General features: G+C 57.1%; 13 protein-coding genes and 1 pseudogene. 1 reads left to right on the forward strand and 13 read right to left on the reverse strand.

What is annotated here, in order from left to right; genetic code table 11:
* Positions 1 to 145: 145 nt before the first annotated feature.
* From EXY20_RS26035 to EXY20_RS26085, 11 genes are all read right to left on the reverse strand, one after another.
* On the reverse strand, positions 146 to 1222 hold the full coding sequence (locus EXY20_RS26035; protein ID WP_135555056.1) for a Gfo/Idh/MocA family protein: 1077 nt from the start codon (positions 1220 to 1222) through the stop codon (positions 146 to 148).
* A gap of 106 nt (positions 1223 to 1328) precedes the next feature.
* Positions 1329 to 2219, reverse strand: a complete 891-nt coding sequence (locus tag EXY20_RS26040; protein ID WP_135555057.1) for an AraC family transcriptional regulator — start codon at positions 2217 to 2219, stop codon at positions 1329 to 1331.
* A 27-nt stretch (positions 2220 to 2246) separates the two neighbouring features.
* Positions 2247 to 3416: an FtsW/RodA/SpoVE family cell cycle protein gene (locus EXY20_RS26045; protein ID WP_135555058.1), complete on the reverse strand. Its 1170-nt coding sequence runs from the start codon at positions 3414 to 3416 to the stop codon at positions 2247 to 2249.
* Positions 3417 to 3418: 2 nt separating this feature from the next.
* The gene (gene minD / locus EXY20_RS26050) at positions 3419 to 4213 is read right to left on the reverse strand and encodes a septum site-determining protein MinD (RefSeq protein ID WP_135555059.1); all 795 of its coding nucleotides are present in this window, start codon (positions 4211 to 4213) and stop codon (positions 3419 to 3421) included.
* A 78-nt stretch (positions 4214 to 4291) separates the two neighbouring features.
* Positions 4292 to 4942 (reverse strand): septum site-determining protein MinC, encoded by a 651-nt coding sequence (minC, locus tag EXY20_RS26055; RefSeq protein WP_135555060.1) that lies wholly within the window; start codon positions 4940 to 4942, stop codon positions 4292 to 4294.
* Between the two features lie 76 nt (positions 4943 to 5018).
* On the reverse strand, positions 5019 to 5546 hold the full coding sequence (mreD, locus tag EXY20_RS26060; protein WP_135555061.1) for a rod shape-determining protein MreD: 528 nt from the start codon (positions 5544 to 5546) through the stop codon (positions 5019 to 5021).
* Between the two features lie 3 nt (positions 5547 to 5549).
* Positions 5550 to 6401 carry a rod shape-determining protein MreC gene (mreC, locus tag EXY20_RS26065; RefSeq protein WP_235886202.1) on the reverse strand — a complete coding sequence of 284 codons (852 nt, stop codon included), beginning with the start codon at positions 6399 to 6401 and terminating at the stop codon, positions 5550 to 5552.
* A gap of 30 nt (positions 6402 to 6431) precedes the next feature.
* Positions 6432 to 7469 (reverse strand): rod shape-determining protein, encoded by a 1038-nt coding sequence (locus EXY20_RS26070; protein WP_135555062.1) that lies wholly within the window; start codon positions 7467 to 7469, stop codon positions 6432 to 6434.
* A gap of 538 nt (positions 7470 to 8007) precedes the next feature.
* Complete coding sequence (radC, locus tag EXY20_RS26075) at positions 8008 to 8697, reverse strand: RadC family protein (protein WP_135555063.1); 690 nt, start codon at positions 8695 to 8697, stop codon at positions 8008 to 8010.
* A gap of 97 nt (positions 8698 to 8794) precedes the next feature.
* Positions 8795 to 10429, reverse strand: a complete 1635-nt coding sequence (locus tag EXY20_RS26080) for a response regulator transcription factor (protein ID WP_167859532.1) — start codon at positions 10427 to 10429, stop codon at positions 8795 to 8797.
* 40 nt (positions 10430 to 10469) lie between these two features.
* Positions 10470 to 12230 carry a sensor histidine kinase gene (locus EXY20_RS26085; protein WP_135555065.1) on the reverse strand — a complete coding sequence of 587 codons (1761 nt, stop codon included), beginning with the start codon at positions 12228 to 12230 and terminating at the stop codon, positions 10470 to 10472.
* 352 nt (positions 12231 to 12582) lie between these two features.
* On the opposite strand from EXY20_RS26085, the pseudogene EXY20_RS40715 reads away from it, so the two are divergent.
* Positions 12583 to 13219 (forward strand): annotated as a pseudogene (locus tag EXY20_RS40715) (transcriptional regulator).
* 407 nt (positions 13220 to 13626) lie between these two features.
* Here EXY20_RS40715 and EXY20_RS26095 read toward each other — a convergent pair.
* Entirely contained in the window at positions 13627 to 14523 is an 897-nt protein-coding gene (locus EXY20_RS26095; RefSeq protein WP_135555066.1) for a carbohydrate ABC transporter permease, read from the reverse strand.
* A gap of 53 nt (positions 14524 to 14576) precedes the next feature.
* Positions 14577 to 15476 carry an ABC transporter permease gene (locus tag EXY20_RS26100; protein ID WP_135555114.1) on the reverse strand — a complete coding sequence of 300 codons (900 nt, stop codon included), beginning with the start codon at positions 15474 to 15476 and terminating at the stop codon, positions 14577 to 14579.
* Positions 15477 to 15573: the final 97 nt, after the last annotated feature.

The following is a 15573-nucleotide window of genomic DNA, read 5'->3' on the forward strand; positions in this document are numbered from 1 at the left end:
AACCCCTCCTGGCCAAGCGGCATGTCTTACTAAATTTGTATGAGCCGGAGGGGGCCTTTATGCGGACGAGCGAGGGGATGACTTCGAAGCAAACAAAAACCCGGCGCGCAGCGGACAACCGCCGGCACACCGGGCTTTATAACCATTACGCGTAAATTTGCGGATTTTGACGGCGGCATTCTTCCATTACTTGCATTTGCAGCCGCACCTGCTCCGGCGTCACTTCGAGCGGGTCGCCGTTTACGATGGAACGATACAACATCATATACAGCTGCTCGGTCATGTACGGGAACAACTCGCCTTTGCCGGGCAGCGACATTTCCCATTGATCGGTGTGCCAGACCAATTGCTCCGAACAATAAGCCGGCGTTCCGTCCGCCTTGAACAGCGGCTCGCGCTCCAGCTTCTGCGCCGGCGCTTCCTCCGGCTTGAAGTAGCGCCATTCGAGCTGCTTCGTATTGCCGTGCAGCCCGCCATTCGTGCCATGCACGATGAATTGCTCGCGGGAGTACGCGCTGCAGGACGATATTTCCAGATCGATCGTCGGTTTCCCCGGTCCGCGCATCAGCAATTTGACGTAATCTTCGGCGTCGCCGAACGTGTTCGCCCGGTCCATAATACAGGTGATTTGCGGCATCTCGTTGCCGCCGAACAGTTGAAGCGCCTGGTCGACCGGATGCGGGCCGGTGTTCATCAAACTGCCGCCGTTGTTGCTTTGCAGCGTCTGCCAGTCCCAGCGGCGCGAGAAGCCGTTAAGCGCAAAATCGATTTGCACGATGCGGCCCAGCACGCCGGATTCGATGATCTCGCGAATTTTCATAAAGGCCGGCTGGTAACGGGATTGCTGGAAAATGGCGATCAGCTTGCCCGATTGGCGCGAAGCCGCGATCAGCGAATCGACTTCCTCCGGCGTTTTGGCCAGCGGCTTCTCGCACAGCACATGGAACCCGCGCTGCAGCAGCTCGAGCGAAATCGGATAGTGCAGGTGGCTGACCGTCGCGTTGACGACAAGATCGAGTTGCTCGTTTTCTACCATCTCCTGCCACGTTTCATACGCGCGGCAGCCGTATTCCTGCTCGGCCCGGGTGCGCCGCTCCGGAATCGAATCGGCAACAGCCGTAATCTCATAGTAATCCGGAATCTGCTTGAGCAAATTGCCGTGAATGTCCCTGCCGCTTCTGCCTTGACCGATAATACCGACTTTGAGCGTACGTTGCTCCATTTGATTCGCCTCTTCCCGCTTTTTCGTTCCTGCTCGTTTTCCCAACATCGTAACTATACCGCCAGCATCGCCGTCATTCTAGCACTTTCTTTATAAACGGATTGCATTATTTTGCTTTTGCGCCGAATGTTTGTTTATAAGCGGTTGGGGTCAGCCCGGTCCGTTTCTTGAACGTGCGGATAAAATGGCTCAAATGGCGAAAGCCGACCTGGTAGCAAATGTGCGTCACCGGCTCGTCGCCGCGCCGCATCAGCTCCATCGCACGCTCGATGCGCACCTCGTGCAAATAGTCGACAAACGTTTGGCCGGTCTCTTTTCGAAACAGGTGGCTGAAATAGGCAGGGGCCATATTCGCTTCCTGGGCGCCGCGCTCCAGCGGGATATCCTGGCTGTAGTGCTCGTTGACATGGCGAATGGCCGCTTCGATCGGCCGCCGATACGCGGGGGCGGCGGGAACTTCGCGTTCGTCGTTCGGCCGGTTACGGCTTTCCTGCACGAACAGATGAAGCAGCTTGAGCAGCGACAGGCGGATCGACCATTCGAACCCGCTTTCGCGGCGGTCGTACTCTTCCTGCATGTCCTGCAGCAGCTGCTCCACCAGCATCCTTTTGTCGGCGCCGATATGCAGCCAGGCCGGCTGCAGCTCCGCAACGTCTTCGCCTTCGCCGAACCAGGCGCTCCATTCCCCCGGAATCGGCAACTGCAGATCGATGGCCAGCGACGGGATACAATCGATCAGCACAAGCTCGTATTCCTTCTCTTCAAACGCGCCGAAGCTGTGCACATTGCCGGGATGGATGACAAAAGCGTCGCCTCTGCCCGCAACCAGCGTTTTGCCGCGCAGCCGGTGGCAGCAAAGGCCGCGCAGCACGTACGCCACCTGCGTATACTCGTGCATATGCGGCAGCTGCTGCATCTGCCGGCTGGCGTAGCGAAGGATTTTGAACGGAAACGAGGCATCCAGTTGGTCTTTGCTGCGATATTGTTCGACTGCCATCACGAACCCCCTCAGGCAGAGCACGGCTCATTCGTTGTACGCGGTAACCGTTTCCCTGTGTACGTGAATGCTGGTGACCAGACCCAGACTCAACATGTTGATCAGCAGCGAAGTCCCGCCATAACTGATAAACGGCAGCGTAATGCCGGTAATCGGCATCAAGCCGATCATCATCCCGACATTTTCGAAAATTTGGAACACGTACATCGAAACGATGCCGACGATGATGTACGATCCGCTCAAATCGCTGGATTGAATCGATATGAGAATCATCCGGTAAATAAGAATGAAATACAGCAGCAGCAGCGTAGCGCCGCCAATGAAGCCGAACTCCTCGCCGAGCGCGGAGAATACGGCGTCGGAATACGCATACGGCACGCGGCCTTGCTGCGTGTACACGCCTTTCGTGAAGCCTTCGCCCTTCAGCATGCCCGATCCGATCGCCACTTTGGAGTTGTTGCCTTGGTAAGTGGCTTTCTCCGATGCGCCTTGCGGGTCGACGATCGCATCGATCCGCTCCATCCAGTAGCCGACGTTTCTATCGCCCAAATACTGCTTGATATTGTCATGATACGTCGTATACAGATTCATAAACAACACGAAACCGCCGATCAGCACGACCAGCCCGATCAGCACATGCCAATATTTGATGTTGCCGATCCAGTACATGCCGAGCAGGACGACCAGAAAAATGATGGCGTTGCCGAGGTCCGGCTGCATCATGACCAGCGCAAACGGAACGAATACGATTAGCCCGATCGGCACGACGTCGCGCAGGAACTGGAGTTGTTCGCCCTTTTTACGGCTCAGAAACGCCGCCAACGCGATAATGACGATAAATTTCATCAGTTCGGCCGGCTGGAAATTAAACCCGAACGGCAGCTTGAACCAGCCTTTGGCATGATTGATTTCGGAGCCCAAAAAATAGACGGCGATCAACAGCCCGATGCCGAACAAATACAAATATTTGGCCACGTGCACAATCAACCGGTAATTGAACATGGACATGAAAACAAACACGATGAATCCCAGTACGTAGTTGATCACATTGTTTTTGTACATACCGGGAAACCCTTTAAGCTGGCTGTTGATCGTTGTTGTGTACACAAGAAGCGTACCGACAACGGCCATGACGAGGAGGATGGCGACGATCGTCCAGTCGATTTTTTTGACTTTGCCGAATACCAAAGCGAACATGGTCAGCCGATCCCGAAAAATTTCTTCAATTTGGTAAACACGCCCGGATTGTGTTCCATCGGCATGAGCGGCACGGTGTCGCCCAGCATCCGGCGCGCCATGTTGCGGTAAGCGATCGCCGCGCGCGAAGACGGGTTCATGACGGTCGGTTCGCCCGTGTTGGCCGCCTTGATGACGTATTCGTCGTCGGGCACGATGCCGAGCAGGTCGATCGCCAGCACGGAGCAAATTTCGTCGATGTCGAGCATCTCGCCTTTGCGTACCATGTTCGCGCGAATGCGGTTGATAATCAGCTTCGGCCGTTCGATGCGCAAGTTTTCCAGCAGGCCGATGACCCGATCCGCGTCGCGTACGGCCGCATGCTCCGGCGTCGTCACGACGATCGCCTGGTCGGCGCCGGCGACGGCGTTTTTGAACCCTTGCTCGATGCCGGCCGGGCAGTCGATGACGACAAAGTCAAAATCTTTCTTCAGCTCGAGCACGATGCTGCGCACGCTTTCCGGGGAGATGGCGTCCTTGTCCTTCGTTTGCGCCGCCGGAAGCAAATACAGCTCGTCGAACCGCTTGTCCTTGATCAGCGCTTGCGGCAGCCGGCAACGACCGTCGGCGACATCGACCAAATCGTAGATGATCCGATTTTCGAGCCCCATCACGACGTCGAGGTTGCGCAGCCCGATATCGGTATCGACCATAACGACCTTCTTGCCGAGCAGCGCAAGTGCGGTGCCGATATTTGCCGACGTCGTCGTTTTGCCGACGCCGCCTTTGCCGGACGTAATGACGATTGCTTCACCCATTGTCCCACTCCCGTTTCCTTGTCTCATTGAGAGGCTGTTCTCGGTGCTGAAAGCTGCCGACTTTATTAAACCCGCCCTTTATGCCGTATCCGGTCTAATCCGGTGCAAATAATTGATTTTGTCGATTTCCATCCGGCCGTCCTTCACATAAGCGAATTCCATGTGCGCCTCCTCCACGCCCCACTCGTCCGGCGGACGGCTGATAATGCCGGCAATGCGCAACTGGGTGGGCCGCATGTGCGAGGCGGCGATAATGGCCGCTTCGTCACCGTCCTTGCCGGCATGGGCCAAACCGCGCAAGGAGCCGAGCACATAAATGTCGCCGGAGGCGATAATGGAGCCGCCGGGATTGACGTCGCCGACGATCATCAGATTGCCGTCATGTTCGATCGTTTGGCCGGAGCGGACGATGCAGCGCATGGTGCGCAGCGGCGCTTCCGCAGGTTCGTTGTTCGCCGCCCTGGGAGTCGATTCGATCGACTGTACGAGCAGATTGCCTTTGCGGGCAAAAACGTCCTTCAATCGACTCTTCTCTTGGGCACTGGCAAGCCGCGCGCCTAGCTTGATCTGGACGTGAACGATCGGTCCGGTCAAAATTTGCTGATGCGAACCGTCCAGCTTCAGTGCAAGCTCCTCCAGCAAGTCGGGAAACGGGCAGCTATCGTCAAGCACGAACACGAGTCCTTCCTTGACGCCTTTGATTTGAACCCGCTGATTGGCTGCGCTCATTGGCTGCTTTCCCTCCTGCCCTATACAGTTCGTCCCGCGGTCCCGCATTTCCTGCTTGCGGCACCTGACGGACGTATTATTCGTCCTCCTGCCGCGGCGGCGGCATCATCGATTCGAGCCATTTGCGCACCGGCACGTATATGGCCACCGCAAACAGCAAGTTGAACAGGATGCTCGGCATCATCTGATGAACGAGCGCCCATTCAAAACCGACTCTTGTAATGCGAAAGATGCGGTATAGCCCGAAAATGATGGCTTCAAACGCAATGAGGCCGGCCGCGACCAGAAACAGGCAGCGAATGATGCCGCTTGCCTTGCGAATGGTCACCAGGCCGATCAAATAACCGACAAGCGACGTCGAAAACGCATACGTGCCCAGCATCGGCCCATAATAAACAACGTCGTGCAGCAACCCGAAACCGAAGCCGTACAACAGCGCCAGATGTCGGTTCGTATACATGCTGACGAACATGACCAGCACGAGCACGAAATGCGACGCCACGGCCACGCTGCCTTGCCATACCTGCGGAATGAGCCATTTGACGAGGGTGCCCTCCAGCAGGAAGACGACAAATATCGACACGATCAGCACATGCTGTTTCATGTCTCACCTCGGCGCGGGCACTTCGACGACCAGCACCTCGCGCAGGTGGCGGAAGCCGGAGGCCGGCTGTATATTCGCTTTGTACGTAATGCCGAATTCGCCCATCTCTTTCGAGGTCACCTTGCCGATGACGATCCCTTTCGGGAACACTTCGCCGAGCCCCGACGTAATGATCGTGTCGCCGACCTCGATCGGGTTCGTTTGCTCGATTTTGGTCATGACGAGCGTTTGTTTCTCCCGGTCGTAATTGACGATGCCGAAGACATCGTTCTCATGGCCGCGCACCGTTGCGGCAATTCCTTTGGCATTGGCGGAATCGTCGATGAGCAGCTGCACGCTCGAATAAAATTCCGATACCTCGTCGACCCGGCCGAGCAGGCCGTCGACCGATATGACCGCCATGTCGGGTTTCATCCCGTCTTTGGAACCGAGGTTGATGTTGACGATATTGGCATACGGATCCGGACTGTCGGAAATGACTTCGGCGACATGGTACGTATAATTGTCCAGCTGTTTCTGCCGCTCGGTGAACCCGAGCAGTTCCTTGAATCGTTTGTTTTGCGCTTCCAGATCGTTCAGCCGCATCGTGTCTTTGGCGTACTGGGAAAGGCGCATCTTGAGCTTCTTGTTCTCCTCGTAGACGACCCGCACATTGCGCAAATCGTCGAAAAAATCCGCCGTCACGCGCGCCGGCTTATAGAACAGGCCCTGCATCCACGAGACGGTGTCTTTGACAAATCGCTCCGGCCATGTCAGCTGCCCCCGGTTGCCGACCGTCAATCCCATGACGACCATAAACACGATTACCGCCAGCATCAGCACGAGCAGCTTCTTGTTCCCCATCAGCTTGAACAACCGTTACACCCTCTATTCTGCCTCTCCCGCCTAACGCCGCGATTTGGAGGTTGGACCGGATTTCATTTTGAACAAATGAATGTTCTCCAGCGCCTTGCCGGTTCCGATCGCCACGCAATCAAGCGGATTGTCGGCGACTAGCACCGGCATGCCGGTTTCCCGCGCCAGCAGCTTGTCCAAATTGCGCAGCAGCCCACCGCCGCCCGTCAGCACGATGCCGCGGTCCATGATGTCCGCCGCCAGCTCGGGCGGGCATTTCTCCAAAGTCACTTTGACCGCTTCGACGATGCTGTTCACCGTATCGGCCAACGCCTCGGCCACTTCGTCCGATGTGACGGAGAGTGTTTTCGGCAGGCCGGTGACGAGGTCGCGGCCGCGAATTTCGATGCGTTCGACCTTCTCCATCGGCATCGCCGAACCGATCTCCATCTTCATCTGCTCCGCCGTCCGTTCACCGATCATCAAGTTGTAGGTGCGCTTGATGTATTGCGTCATGGCTTCGTCCATCTCGTCGCCGGCGATGCGGATCGACCGGCAGGTGACGATGCCGCCAAGCGAAATGACCGCCACTTCCGTCGTGCCTCCGCCGATGTCGACGACCATGCTGCCGGTCGGCTCCCATACCGGCAAGTCGGCGCCGATCGCCGCCGCAAACGGCTCCTCGATCGTATACGCCTCGCGTGCGCCCGCCTGTTTGGTCGCGTCTTCGACCGCCCGCTTCTCGACGGCGGTAATGCCCGACGGCACGCATACCATCACGTTCGGATGGCGCTGGAACAGCAGGCGCTGCTTTTGCGCCTGGCGGATGAAATATTTGATCATCGTCGCCGTCGTTTCGAAATCGGCAATCACGCCGTCCTTCATCGGGCGAATGGCGCGAATATTGCCGGGGGTGCGGCCGATCATTCGTTTGGCGGCTTCGCCTACCGCTTCGATCGTTTTCGTATCCGTGCGAATCGCAACCACGGAAGGCTCGCGGACGATGATTCCTTTCCCTTTCGCGTAGACGAGCGTGTTGGCCGTACCCAAATCGATACCCAGATCTTTTGTCGAAAATCCACCAAGCATGTAAGTTGCTCCCTTCCTGGGTCATTGGTTTATTATTGCCGCCGCTTCCGGGCGTTTATTTACATATTCGTGGCAGAACGCATAAATGAGTCTCCATCCGTCAATGGACGGCAACATGCAGGTTGTTGCGCGGCGCAAGGAAACCGGCGCTCACGCGTCAGCTCGCAGCCATCACCTTGAGCGGCCCCTCTTCGAGGGAACGCCACTATCATGCAGTAACTATACCCTGTTTACCCATGTTCGGCAAATGCCGCGCCAAACCGGACCGCTCATTGTGGATGGAGGTCACTTTCGATCGAAAATTAGCCCATGAAAAATGGCTTATTGGCAGCTTTTGGCCCGTCTCATAGGAAATAGCCAGTGAAAATAGGGCCTATTTCGCCTGAATCGCCCCACTCTGGAGGTTTTCCGGAAAATAGCCAGTGTAATCACTGGCTATTTTGAAGTTGCGGCTCCTATTTGACCAAATAGACCATGAAAAATGGCTTATTTTCGTTCATAGTCCGCAATGAAGTGTTCTTCGCTTCGTTCTATTATATTACATATAACCTTTCTCCTTCAAACTGACAAAAACGCCGTCGCCCAGCACCAGATGGTCAAGCAAATCGATGCCGACGATGCGGCCCGCTTCCACGAGTCGTTCCGTCATATGAATGTCTTCGCGGCTTGGCGTCGGATCGCCGCTCGGATGATTGTGGGCGCAGATAATGGCGGCGCTGCTCTGCTTGATGGCGGAGCGGAATACTTCGCGGGGGTGGACCAGCGTGGCGTTCAGGCTGCCGATCGACAATGTCTCCTTGGCGATGACCTCGTTCTTCGTGTTCAGAAACAGGCAAACGAAATGCTCCTTCTGCAGATGACGCATTTCTTCCATCAGCAGCATGGCGGCGTCGCCGGGCGATGAGATGATTGGCTTCTCGTGCAGCGCCGTGCGCGACATCCTGCGGCCAAGCTCGATGCCGGCCAACACCTGCAGCGCCTTCGCCGGCCCGATGCCGCGAATGGCCGTCAGTTGCGCCAGGCTGAAATCGGCCAAATTGCGCAGCGTGCCCGATTCCTTGAGCAGGCGCTGCGCAAGCCGGGTCGCGGATTCGGAAACCGTTCCGGTGCGCAGCAGGATCGCCACGAGTTCTGCATTGCTAAGCGCGTGAGCTCCAACATGCTGCATGCGTTCTCTCGGCCGTTCTTCGTTGGGCACGTCGCGCAACAACAAGTTGTGCGACTCCATGAATTCCCCTCTTTCGTAAGGATATAAAATCTATTCTATTCTCTTCCATATGCATGCGCAAGCATTTGTCGAAAGATGGCACAAGTTGCCGCTAGCGTCAACCTTCCGCCGTGCCATACAGGTCGCGATACTCCTGCGGCGTCATCGAAACCGCCTTTTTGAACAGCCGGTTGAAGTACGGCGCGGACTGAAAGCCGAGCTCGAAGCCGATCTGGTAAATTTTTTTGTGGCTGCCGGCCAGCAGCTCCTTCGCTTTATCCAGCCGCGCCTGCATAATAAAGTCGGTCAAGCTTTGCCGCGTTTGCTGCTTATATAGCCGAGACAAATAGGACGGCGTCAAATGCACGATTTCCGTCAATCGGGTAAGCGACAAATCGCCGCCGATATGATCCTGGATGTACTCGTTGACGCGGCGTACGACATCGCTCGTTTCGATGCCGCTCGCCTCGCTGGCCGAAGCGAACAGCGCCTGTGCCAGGCCGCGGAAAAACAGCAGCGCCTCCTCGAGCGTCGCATGCTCCTCGATCGACAGCAGCTTGTTCAGCTTCACCTTGGCCATCATGTCCGTGAACAACCCGTGGCGATTCAGGAACAGCATGAACATCGCGGACAATGCGTAAAACAGCGCAAGGGCGTCGCCCGAACGCAAATCGCCGCCGCGTTCGCATACCGCTTCGGCCAACTCGGCGAACTTCGCCTCGAACGCATCGCGGTCTTTGCGCTCCAGCGCCTGCGACAGCAGCGACATGTTGCGTTCCGTCAGTTGGCCGCCATAAGCGGCAGGCGCCGCCGCATCGTGGCGGCTGTCGGCCAGCAGGCTTTCGCTGCCGAGCCCGAGCCCGTTGGCCATCCGGAACGAAAGCCGTTCGTATTTCGCGGCGGCATCGTTCCAGTCGCACGGCTCGCACCCGGCCGCGAAGGAGCACGTTACCTTCAAGTACGTTCGGCACGCCGCCTGGATCGACTCCAGCGTGCCGAGCAGATACGCTTCGCCGATTTCCACCCCGTCCTCCGTCTGCATCAGGAGCAGGAAGCGGTCGCCGGGCAAGGTCACGAATTGCACGCGCAGCTTGCCGGCGAATTGCTCCTCGGCAATATTGCCGACGCCGTACAGGTAAAGCGGCTTGTCGCCTGCGCGAATGCCGGCCGGCCAGCAGTCGACGCGCCCGATGACGAGATGCACGCTGCCGCCCCCCCTCAGCGCAATGCCGAGTTCGGCGAACCGCGCAGAACGCGATTCGGGCGAAGCGATCAGCCCGTTCATCAGCAGATCGAGCAAATAATCCCGGCGCAGCGCCGGCATCGCAACGTGCATCCGGTTCCTTGCCTCGTGCAGCAGCCGGTCGGCCGAGCTGTCGGCAGCGATCGCGTCAATCGCTTTGGCCACAACCTGGACCACCTTGCGGTCTTCTTCCCGCTTCAGCACATAATCGAAGGCGCCGCTGCGCAGCGAGGATTGCACATAATGAAAATCGCTGTAGCCGGTCAGGAAAATCGTTTTGCATTTCGGCCACAGACGGCTCATCTCCTGCTGCAGAGCCAGTCCGTTCATAACCGGCATTTCAATATCGGTGAGCAGCACGTCGATGCGCACGAGGCGGGCAATCTCCAGCGCTTCCGGCGCGCTCCCCGCTTTAAGCACCTCGCACGGCACTTCCTCCTGCTGCTGCAGCATATCGTAAAGGCCTTCCACAATGATCGGTTCGTCGTCGACGATCAGCACCCGATACATGGCGCGATTCCTCCTCTTCATTACCGCCCCGTCCTGCCAGTCAAGCCGTCGTTCGCTCCGGCAGCGGCTCCAATTCCGTTTGCAGCGGAAGCGAAAGGGTCACGGCCAGCCCGCCCCATTCGCCGCGTTCCAATGTAATCCCGCTTCCGTTGCCGTACATCAGGAGCAGGCGCCGATGCACGTTAATCATGCCGGTGCTCTCCTGCTCGACCGTGTCCAGCTTGCCGACAAGCGCTTGCAAGGTGTCGTCGTCCATACGGTCGCCGTTATCCTCCACCGTAATGCGGATACTCGTCTGCGTTGCGGCGAAAGCGATACGAAGCTTGCCGCCGCTCATTTTTCGCTCGAGCGCGTATTTGAACGCATTCTCCACAATCGGCTGAAGCACCAGCTTCGGCACCCGGATGTTTCGGTTTTCTTCCGGCAAATCGGCGACTTCGATCTCGAACCGACCGGTAAAACGCATATGCTGAATCTCCAAATACGTCCGGGTATGAAGCACTTCTTGCTCCAGGGAGATCGTATCGTCGTGATGGCGGGTGATGAATTCATAATAGTCGCCAAGATAACGGCTGAACCGGCTGATGTTCTCCAGGTCGCCGAATTGCGCCAACCGGTAAAGAATATAGCAGGTATTATACAAAAAATGCGGGTTGATCTGCGATTGCAGTTGTTTGATCTGGGCATGTTTGGCGCGAAGCTGCTGCTCGTAATTGTCGTGAATCAGGGTGTTCAGTTTGGCGACCATCTTGTTGAAATGGAGAAACAAGTAGCGGAACTCATCGTTGCCGGCCGGCATTGCCGCCGGCTCCAGCCTGCCGTCCTCCACCCGGCGGAAGGAGCGGATCATGCGCTGCAACGGCCGGTGAATGAGCCGGTAAATCCAGTAGGAGTACAGCAGCACGACGGTCAGAGACAATAACGACAGCAGCCAGAACAGCGTGCGGTAGAAGGAAATGTCGCCGACGATCATTTTTTGCGGCACGTACAGAATCAGGTAGGCGTCGAACGAAGGCACGTACCGGTATGCGATTTGCACGCGCGCTCCGTTCAGCTCGGCCTTTTCGACTCCTTCCAACGCCGCTTGGCCGAACCGCGAAACGACGAAAGCCCGGAGCTCGGACGAATACCGCCCCACCTCCGTGTCCGCCACCGCCCATTCCTGGTTCACGCCGATCAGTTCGGCGCCGGACTGGTCGGAGCTGACCAAATCCTGCAGCGAATGGCGCAGCTCGGCGAGATCGAATTCAACCGCCAGCACATAGGCCGGATCGGACGAGCCGTCGGGGAACGATTGGCCGAGGAACAGCCGGTTCTGCCAGGCGATCGCATGCGCGTAGTCGATCCCGGGTTGCGGCTTGACCGCTTCGTAGTCGTCGGTGAGCTTGTTCTGGATCGGAATGGCCCGATTGTTCATAATCGTCCGGCCGATCGTGACGATATGCGCGCTGGCGCCCTTCAGCGTCGCGTTCGAGTTTGTCAGGATCAGCAGCTTGTCCTGCACCCGCTTCACCGCTTCGGACCATTCGTATACGGACAAGATGCCGCTCAGAATGCTGAGCTGGGACAGATCCGGATCATTGACGAATTCGGAAAGAAAATCGCTGACATGCTTTTTTTCCGCTTCCAGTGTTTTGACATACACCATTGTACGCGCGTTCAGAGAATTGACCCATTCGTCCTGCACGCTCGATTCGCCCAGCCGGTTCATGACAAGCCCGATTCCGTACAGGGGGATGATGACGAGCAGAAAGGCGACGACCAGCTTCGGAAAAATCGACGTGCGCGTGATCCGTTCCATGCGCTTCCTCCCCGATTTGAGGTGACGGATGCGTTATCACCAAAAATCGTACCACAGCATCCACCCCCTGGAAAGAGCGAACGGGCAAAACCCCGGCCATCCGCCGCAAAAAGCCAAACGAAGGCAATCGATCGCAAAATCGGGCAAGATTGCGTTCTTCTTGCGCATTCTGATAGGCGTATCTGCATCGGCAGGTTTTATCCAAAAGGCACTTGAACATTTCGGCGGCATGTGCTGCATTTTAGCAAAATCAATCGGTGTGAAGCACATCCGCTTTGTTGCGTCGCGTTCAGTTGAACGGCGGCGCCTCGAGGCGGTTTTTTGTTTTGCCGGGAGGACGGGAAGTGAACGTATGGGCCAATTTGACGAGGTTTGTCAAAGGTGGCTGGAGCAGCACATTATGGAGGAAAAAAGCCCCCGGAGACGGGAATTGCTGCAGAAAGGATTGAGCCGGGGTTCGGTCGATTTGTTGCGGTTTGATTTGGTTTCCCGCGATTGGCAACCTGGATCATCTTTACCCGGAATACGCGGTGCGGGATTTCAACAACGGCTATCGTTATCTCGACTTTGCTTACTTGCCTGCTCCTTTGAAGAAAGGATGCCTGGAAGTACATGACTTTCGCAGCCATGCAAGAGACATCGAGGTCAGCCGGTTCAAGGATCTTTGCATGAAGCAGGCGCTGCTGGCGCTCGACGATTGGCTCTTCCTGCCGATTGCCTATTTATCCATCATTGACGATCCCGGCGTTTGCAAACAGTTGGTCCTTTCCGGCTCCGTGCCGGCGGAACTCCATTGGGCGGAAGCGGAAACGCTGCGTTTTGCCGGTCGATTGCTTCGTCCATTTACGCCAGCCGAGCTCGCCCGGCACCTGAATATCACCGAAAATCGCACCCGGGCTGCTCTTCGCAGCCTGGTGGAGAAAAGAATGCTGGAAGTAGCCAGCGGCAATCAACGTTACCGTACGTACGTGCTGGCGAAAATGAAGTGAGCGGCCAGTGTAATGCGTTAGTCGGCACGAATGTGGAAGGGCAGGCGATGGGGCAAAAGTGCGCGGGCGAATGGGCAGGCGATTCTAACGGTTTGTATAGCGCCTATTGCTTGAAAAATGCCACTTTTGAAAATGTAACGGTTCCAGTTGAGCTTATTGGGTCGAAATCGCGATATTTCCGCAAAAAATCGCCTCATAAGCTCACCTAGAACCGTTACAAGTTGAAACCGGGCTTTTTGAGCGAAATAAGCGCCGTCAAAACCGTTACAGTTGCCGGACATCGCGCCGCTGTCTCCGAACCGCGAAACGCGCGCCGCATCAATCTGTACCGGCTGCTCGTCCCGTCGACGCTCTCCCGCCACGCAGCCGCACGCGAACGCCGGCCTCATTGCGGCCGGCGCTCCGCGTCACTCCTTCACGCTGCCGAGCACAAGGCCGGACATGAAGTACCGCTGCAGGAACGGATACAGCAGGAAAATCGGCAAAGCGCCGAGAAAAATTTGCGCCGCCTTGATCGAGCGGTTGTTCAGCTGCGACAGCTTGGCAAGCATGACCGGATCGGTCGCCAGGCTGACGTCCTTCTGCACGATGACCGTCTGCAAATAGCTGGCGAGCGGGTAGTTGTCCGGCACGTTCATATAGATCAGGCCCGAGAACCATTCGTTCCAATGGGCCACTACCGTAAACAACGTCAGCGTCGCCATCGCCGGCATCGACAGCGGCACGGCAACCCGCCACAGCGTTTGCCAGTGCGATGCGCCGTCGATGTATGCCGCTTCCGTCAGCTCGCGCGGCAGCGAGCGGAAGAAATTCAGCAGCAGCACAACGTTGAAGATCGGCACCGCGCCGGGAAGCACAAGCGACCAGATCGTATCGATCAGATGCAGCTCGCGAATGATGATATAAGTTGGCACAAGCCCGCCGGAGAACAGCATCGTAAACACGAACAGCCACACATACAACGTGCGGAAGCGGAACTTCCCCGCCTCCTTCGACAGCGGGTACGCCACCACTGTCGTCAGCAGCATGTTCAGCGCGGTCCCGAGCGCCACCCGCTCCAGCGACACGCCGATCGAGCGAAGGAACGCAGGCGTCTTCGCCACGTACTCGTACGATTTGACCGTAAAGCCGATCGGCCACAGCTTCACCAGACCCGCGCCCACGTAGTAGGCATCGCTGAACGAAACCGCCAGCACATTGATTACCGGCAAAATGCAAAGCGCCGCCAAAAATGCGAGAAAACTGTAATTGCCGGCGACAAACACGGTGCGCCAGACAGATTTGCGTTCGATCAACGTTGTCATCCTCCCTTGCTGCTGCCCGGTAACGTGCCGGCGCACGCCATTGAACCATCCCGCTAAAAAATGCGGTAGCCGGCAAACCGGTATGCCAGCCCGTACGAGAAGGAAATGAGCACCAGCGACACGACCGCCTTGAACAGGCCAACCGCCGTAGCGACGCCAAATTCGAAATTGACGAGCCCTAGCCGATACACATACGTATCGAGAATGTCGCCGGTCGAATAAACCGATGGGCTGTACAAGTTGAACACCTGGTCGAAGCCGGCGTTCAGCACGTTGCCGAGGCTCAGCGTCGCCATCAGCACGACGATCGGCACAACGCCGGGAAGCGTGACGTGCAGCGTCTGCTTCCAGCGGCTTGCCCCGTCAATGACCGCGGCCTCGTACAGCATCGGATTGATGCCCGTAAGCGCCGCCAAATAAACGATCGTGCCGAAGCCGAACTCCTTCCAGACGTCGGTCGTCACGAGGACGTACGGGAACCATTGCTCGTTGCCGAGAAAAAACGTCCGCTTCATTCCGAGGGCGGCTATCAAGTCATTGACGATGCCGTAGTTTGGCGACAAGATGTCGATCAACACCCCGGACAGAATGACCCAGGACAAAAAGTGCGGCATATAAACGACGGTTTGCACGAATCGTTTGAACAGCCGGCTGCGCAGCTCGTTGAGCAGCAGCGCCGTGACGATCGGCGCGGCAAGGCCGGCAACCATTTTCATGACGGCGATGAACACCGTGTTGTAAATGACTTGCGTCGTATCGGGCAAGCTGTAAATGTAGCGGAAATTGTCGAATCCGATCCATTCCGAGCCGAACAGCCCTTTCGTCGGCAGAAACTTCTGAAAGGCGATGACGGCGCCGACCATCGGGCCGTAGGCGAAGACGAGGACGAACAGCAGCCCGGCCCATACCATCACATGAAGTTGCCCGTCTTTGAACATTCGTTTGTGCGGCATGCCCGTTCTCCCTTCGATGCGGATGCGAATGCAGATGCGGAAGCCGTCGCCGGCTTGCATGCCAAAGGATGGAGGATCGACCCCCATCCCTTGGCGA

Origin of the sequence: Paenibacillus cymbidii, assembly GCF_004764705.1 — a bacterium.
In the GTDB taxonomy this organism is placed as follows: domain Bacteria; phylum Bacillota; class Bacilli; order Paenibacillales; family NBRC-103111; genus Paenibacillus_AN; species Paenibacillus_AN cymbidii.

Bases quoted from the DNA above. Each gene is read 5' to 3' on its own strand.
- EXY20_RS26080 (WP_167859532.1), bottom strand. From the start codon at position 10,429: ATGTATCGGGTGCTGATCGTCGACGACGAACCGATCATTGTGGAAGGC.
- minC (WP_135555060.1), bottom strand. From the start codon at position 4,942: ATGAGCGCAGCCAATCAGCGGGTTCAAATCAAAGGCGTCAAGGAAGGA.
- EXY20_RS26095 (WP_135555066.1), bottom strand. From the start codon at position 14,523: ATGACAACGTTGATCGAACGCAAATCTGTCTGGCGCACCGTGTTTGTC.
- radC (WP_135555063.1), bottom strand. From the start codon at position 8,697: ATGGAGTCGCACAACTTGTTGTTGCGCGACGTGCCCAACGAAGAACGG.
- mreD (WP_135555061.1), bottom strand. From the start codon at position 5,546: ATGAAACAGCATGTGCTGATCGTGTCGATATTTGTCGTCTTCCTGCTG.
- EXY20_RS26100 (WP_135555114.1), bottom strand. From the start codon at position 15,476: ATGCCGCACAAACGAATGTTCAAAGACGGGCAACTTCATGTGATGGTA.
- EXY20_RS26040 (WP_135555057.1), bottom strand. From the start codon at position 2,219: ATGGCAGTCGAACAATATCGCAGCAAAGACCAACTGGATGCCTCGTTT.
- EXY20_RS26085 (WP_135555065.1), bottom strand. From the start codon at position 12,230: ATGGAACGGATCACGCGCACGTCGATTTTTCCGAAGCTGGTCGTCGCC.
- EXY20_RS26070 (WP_135555062.1), bottom strand. From the start codon at position 7,469: ATGCTTGGTGGATTTTCGACAAAAGATCTGGGTATCGATTTGGGTACG.
- minD (WP_135555059.1), bottom strand. From the start codon at position 4,213: ATGGGTGAAGCAATCGTCATTACGTCCGGCAAAGGCGGCGTCGGCAAA.
- EXY20_RS26045 (WP_135555058.1), bottom strand. From the start codon at position 3,416: ATGTTCGCTTTGGTATTCGGCAAAGTCAAAAAAATCGACTGGACGATC.
- EXY20_RS26035 (WP_135555056.1), bottom strand. From the start codon at position 1,222: ATGGAGCAACGTACGCTCAAAGTCGGTATTATCGGTCAAGGCAGAAGC.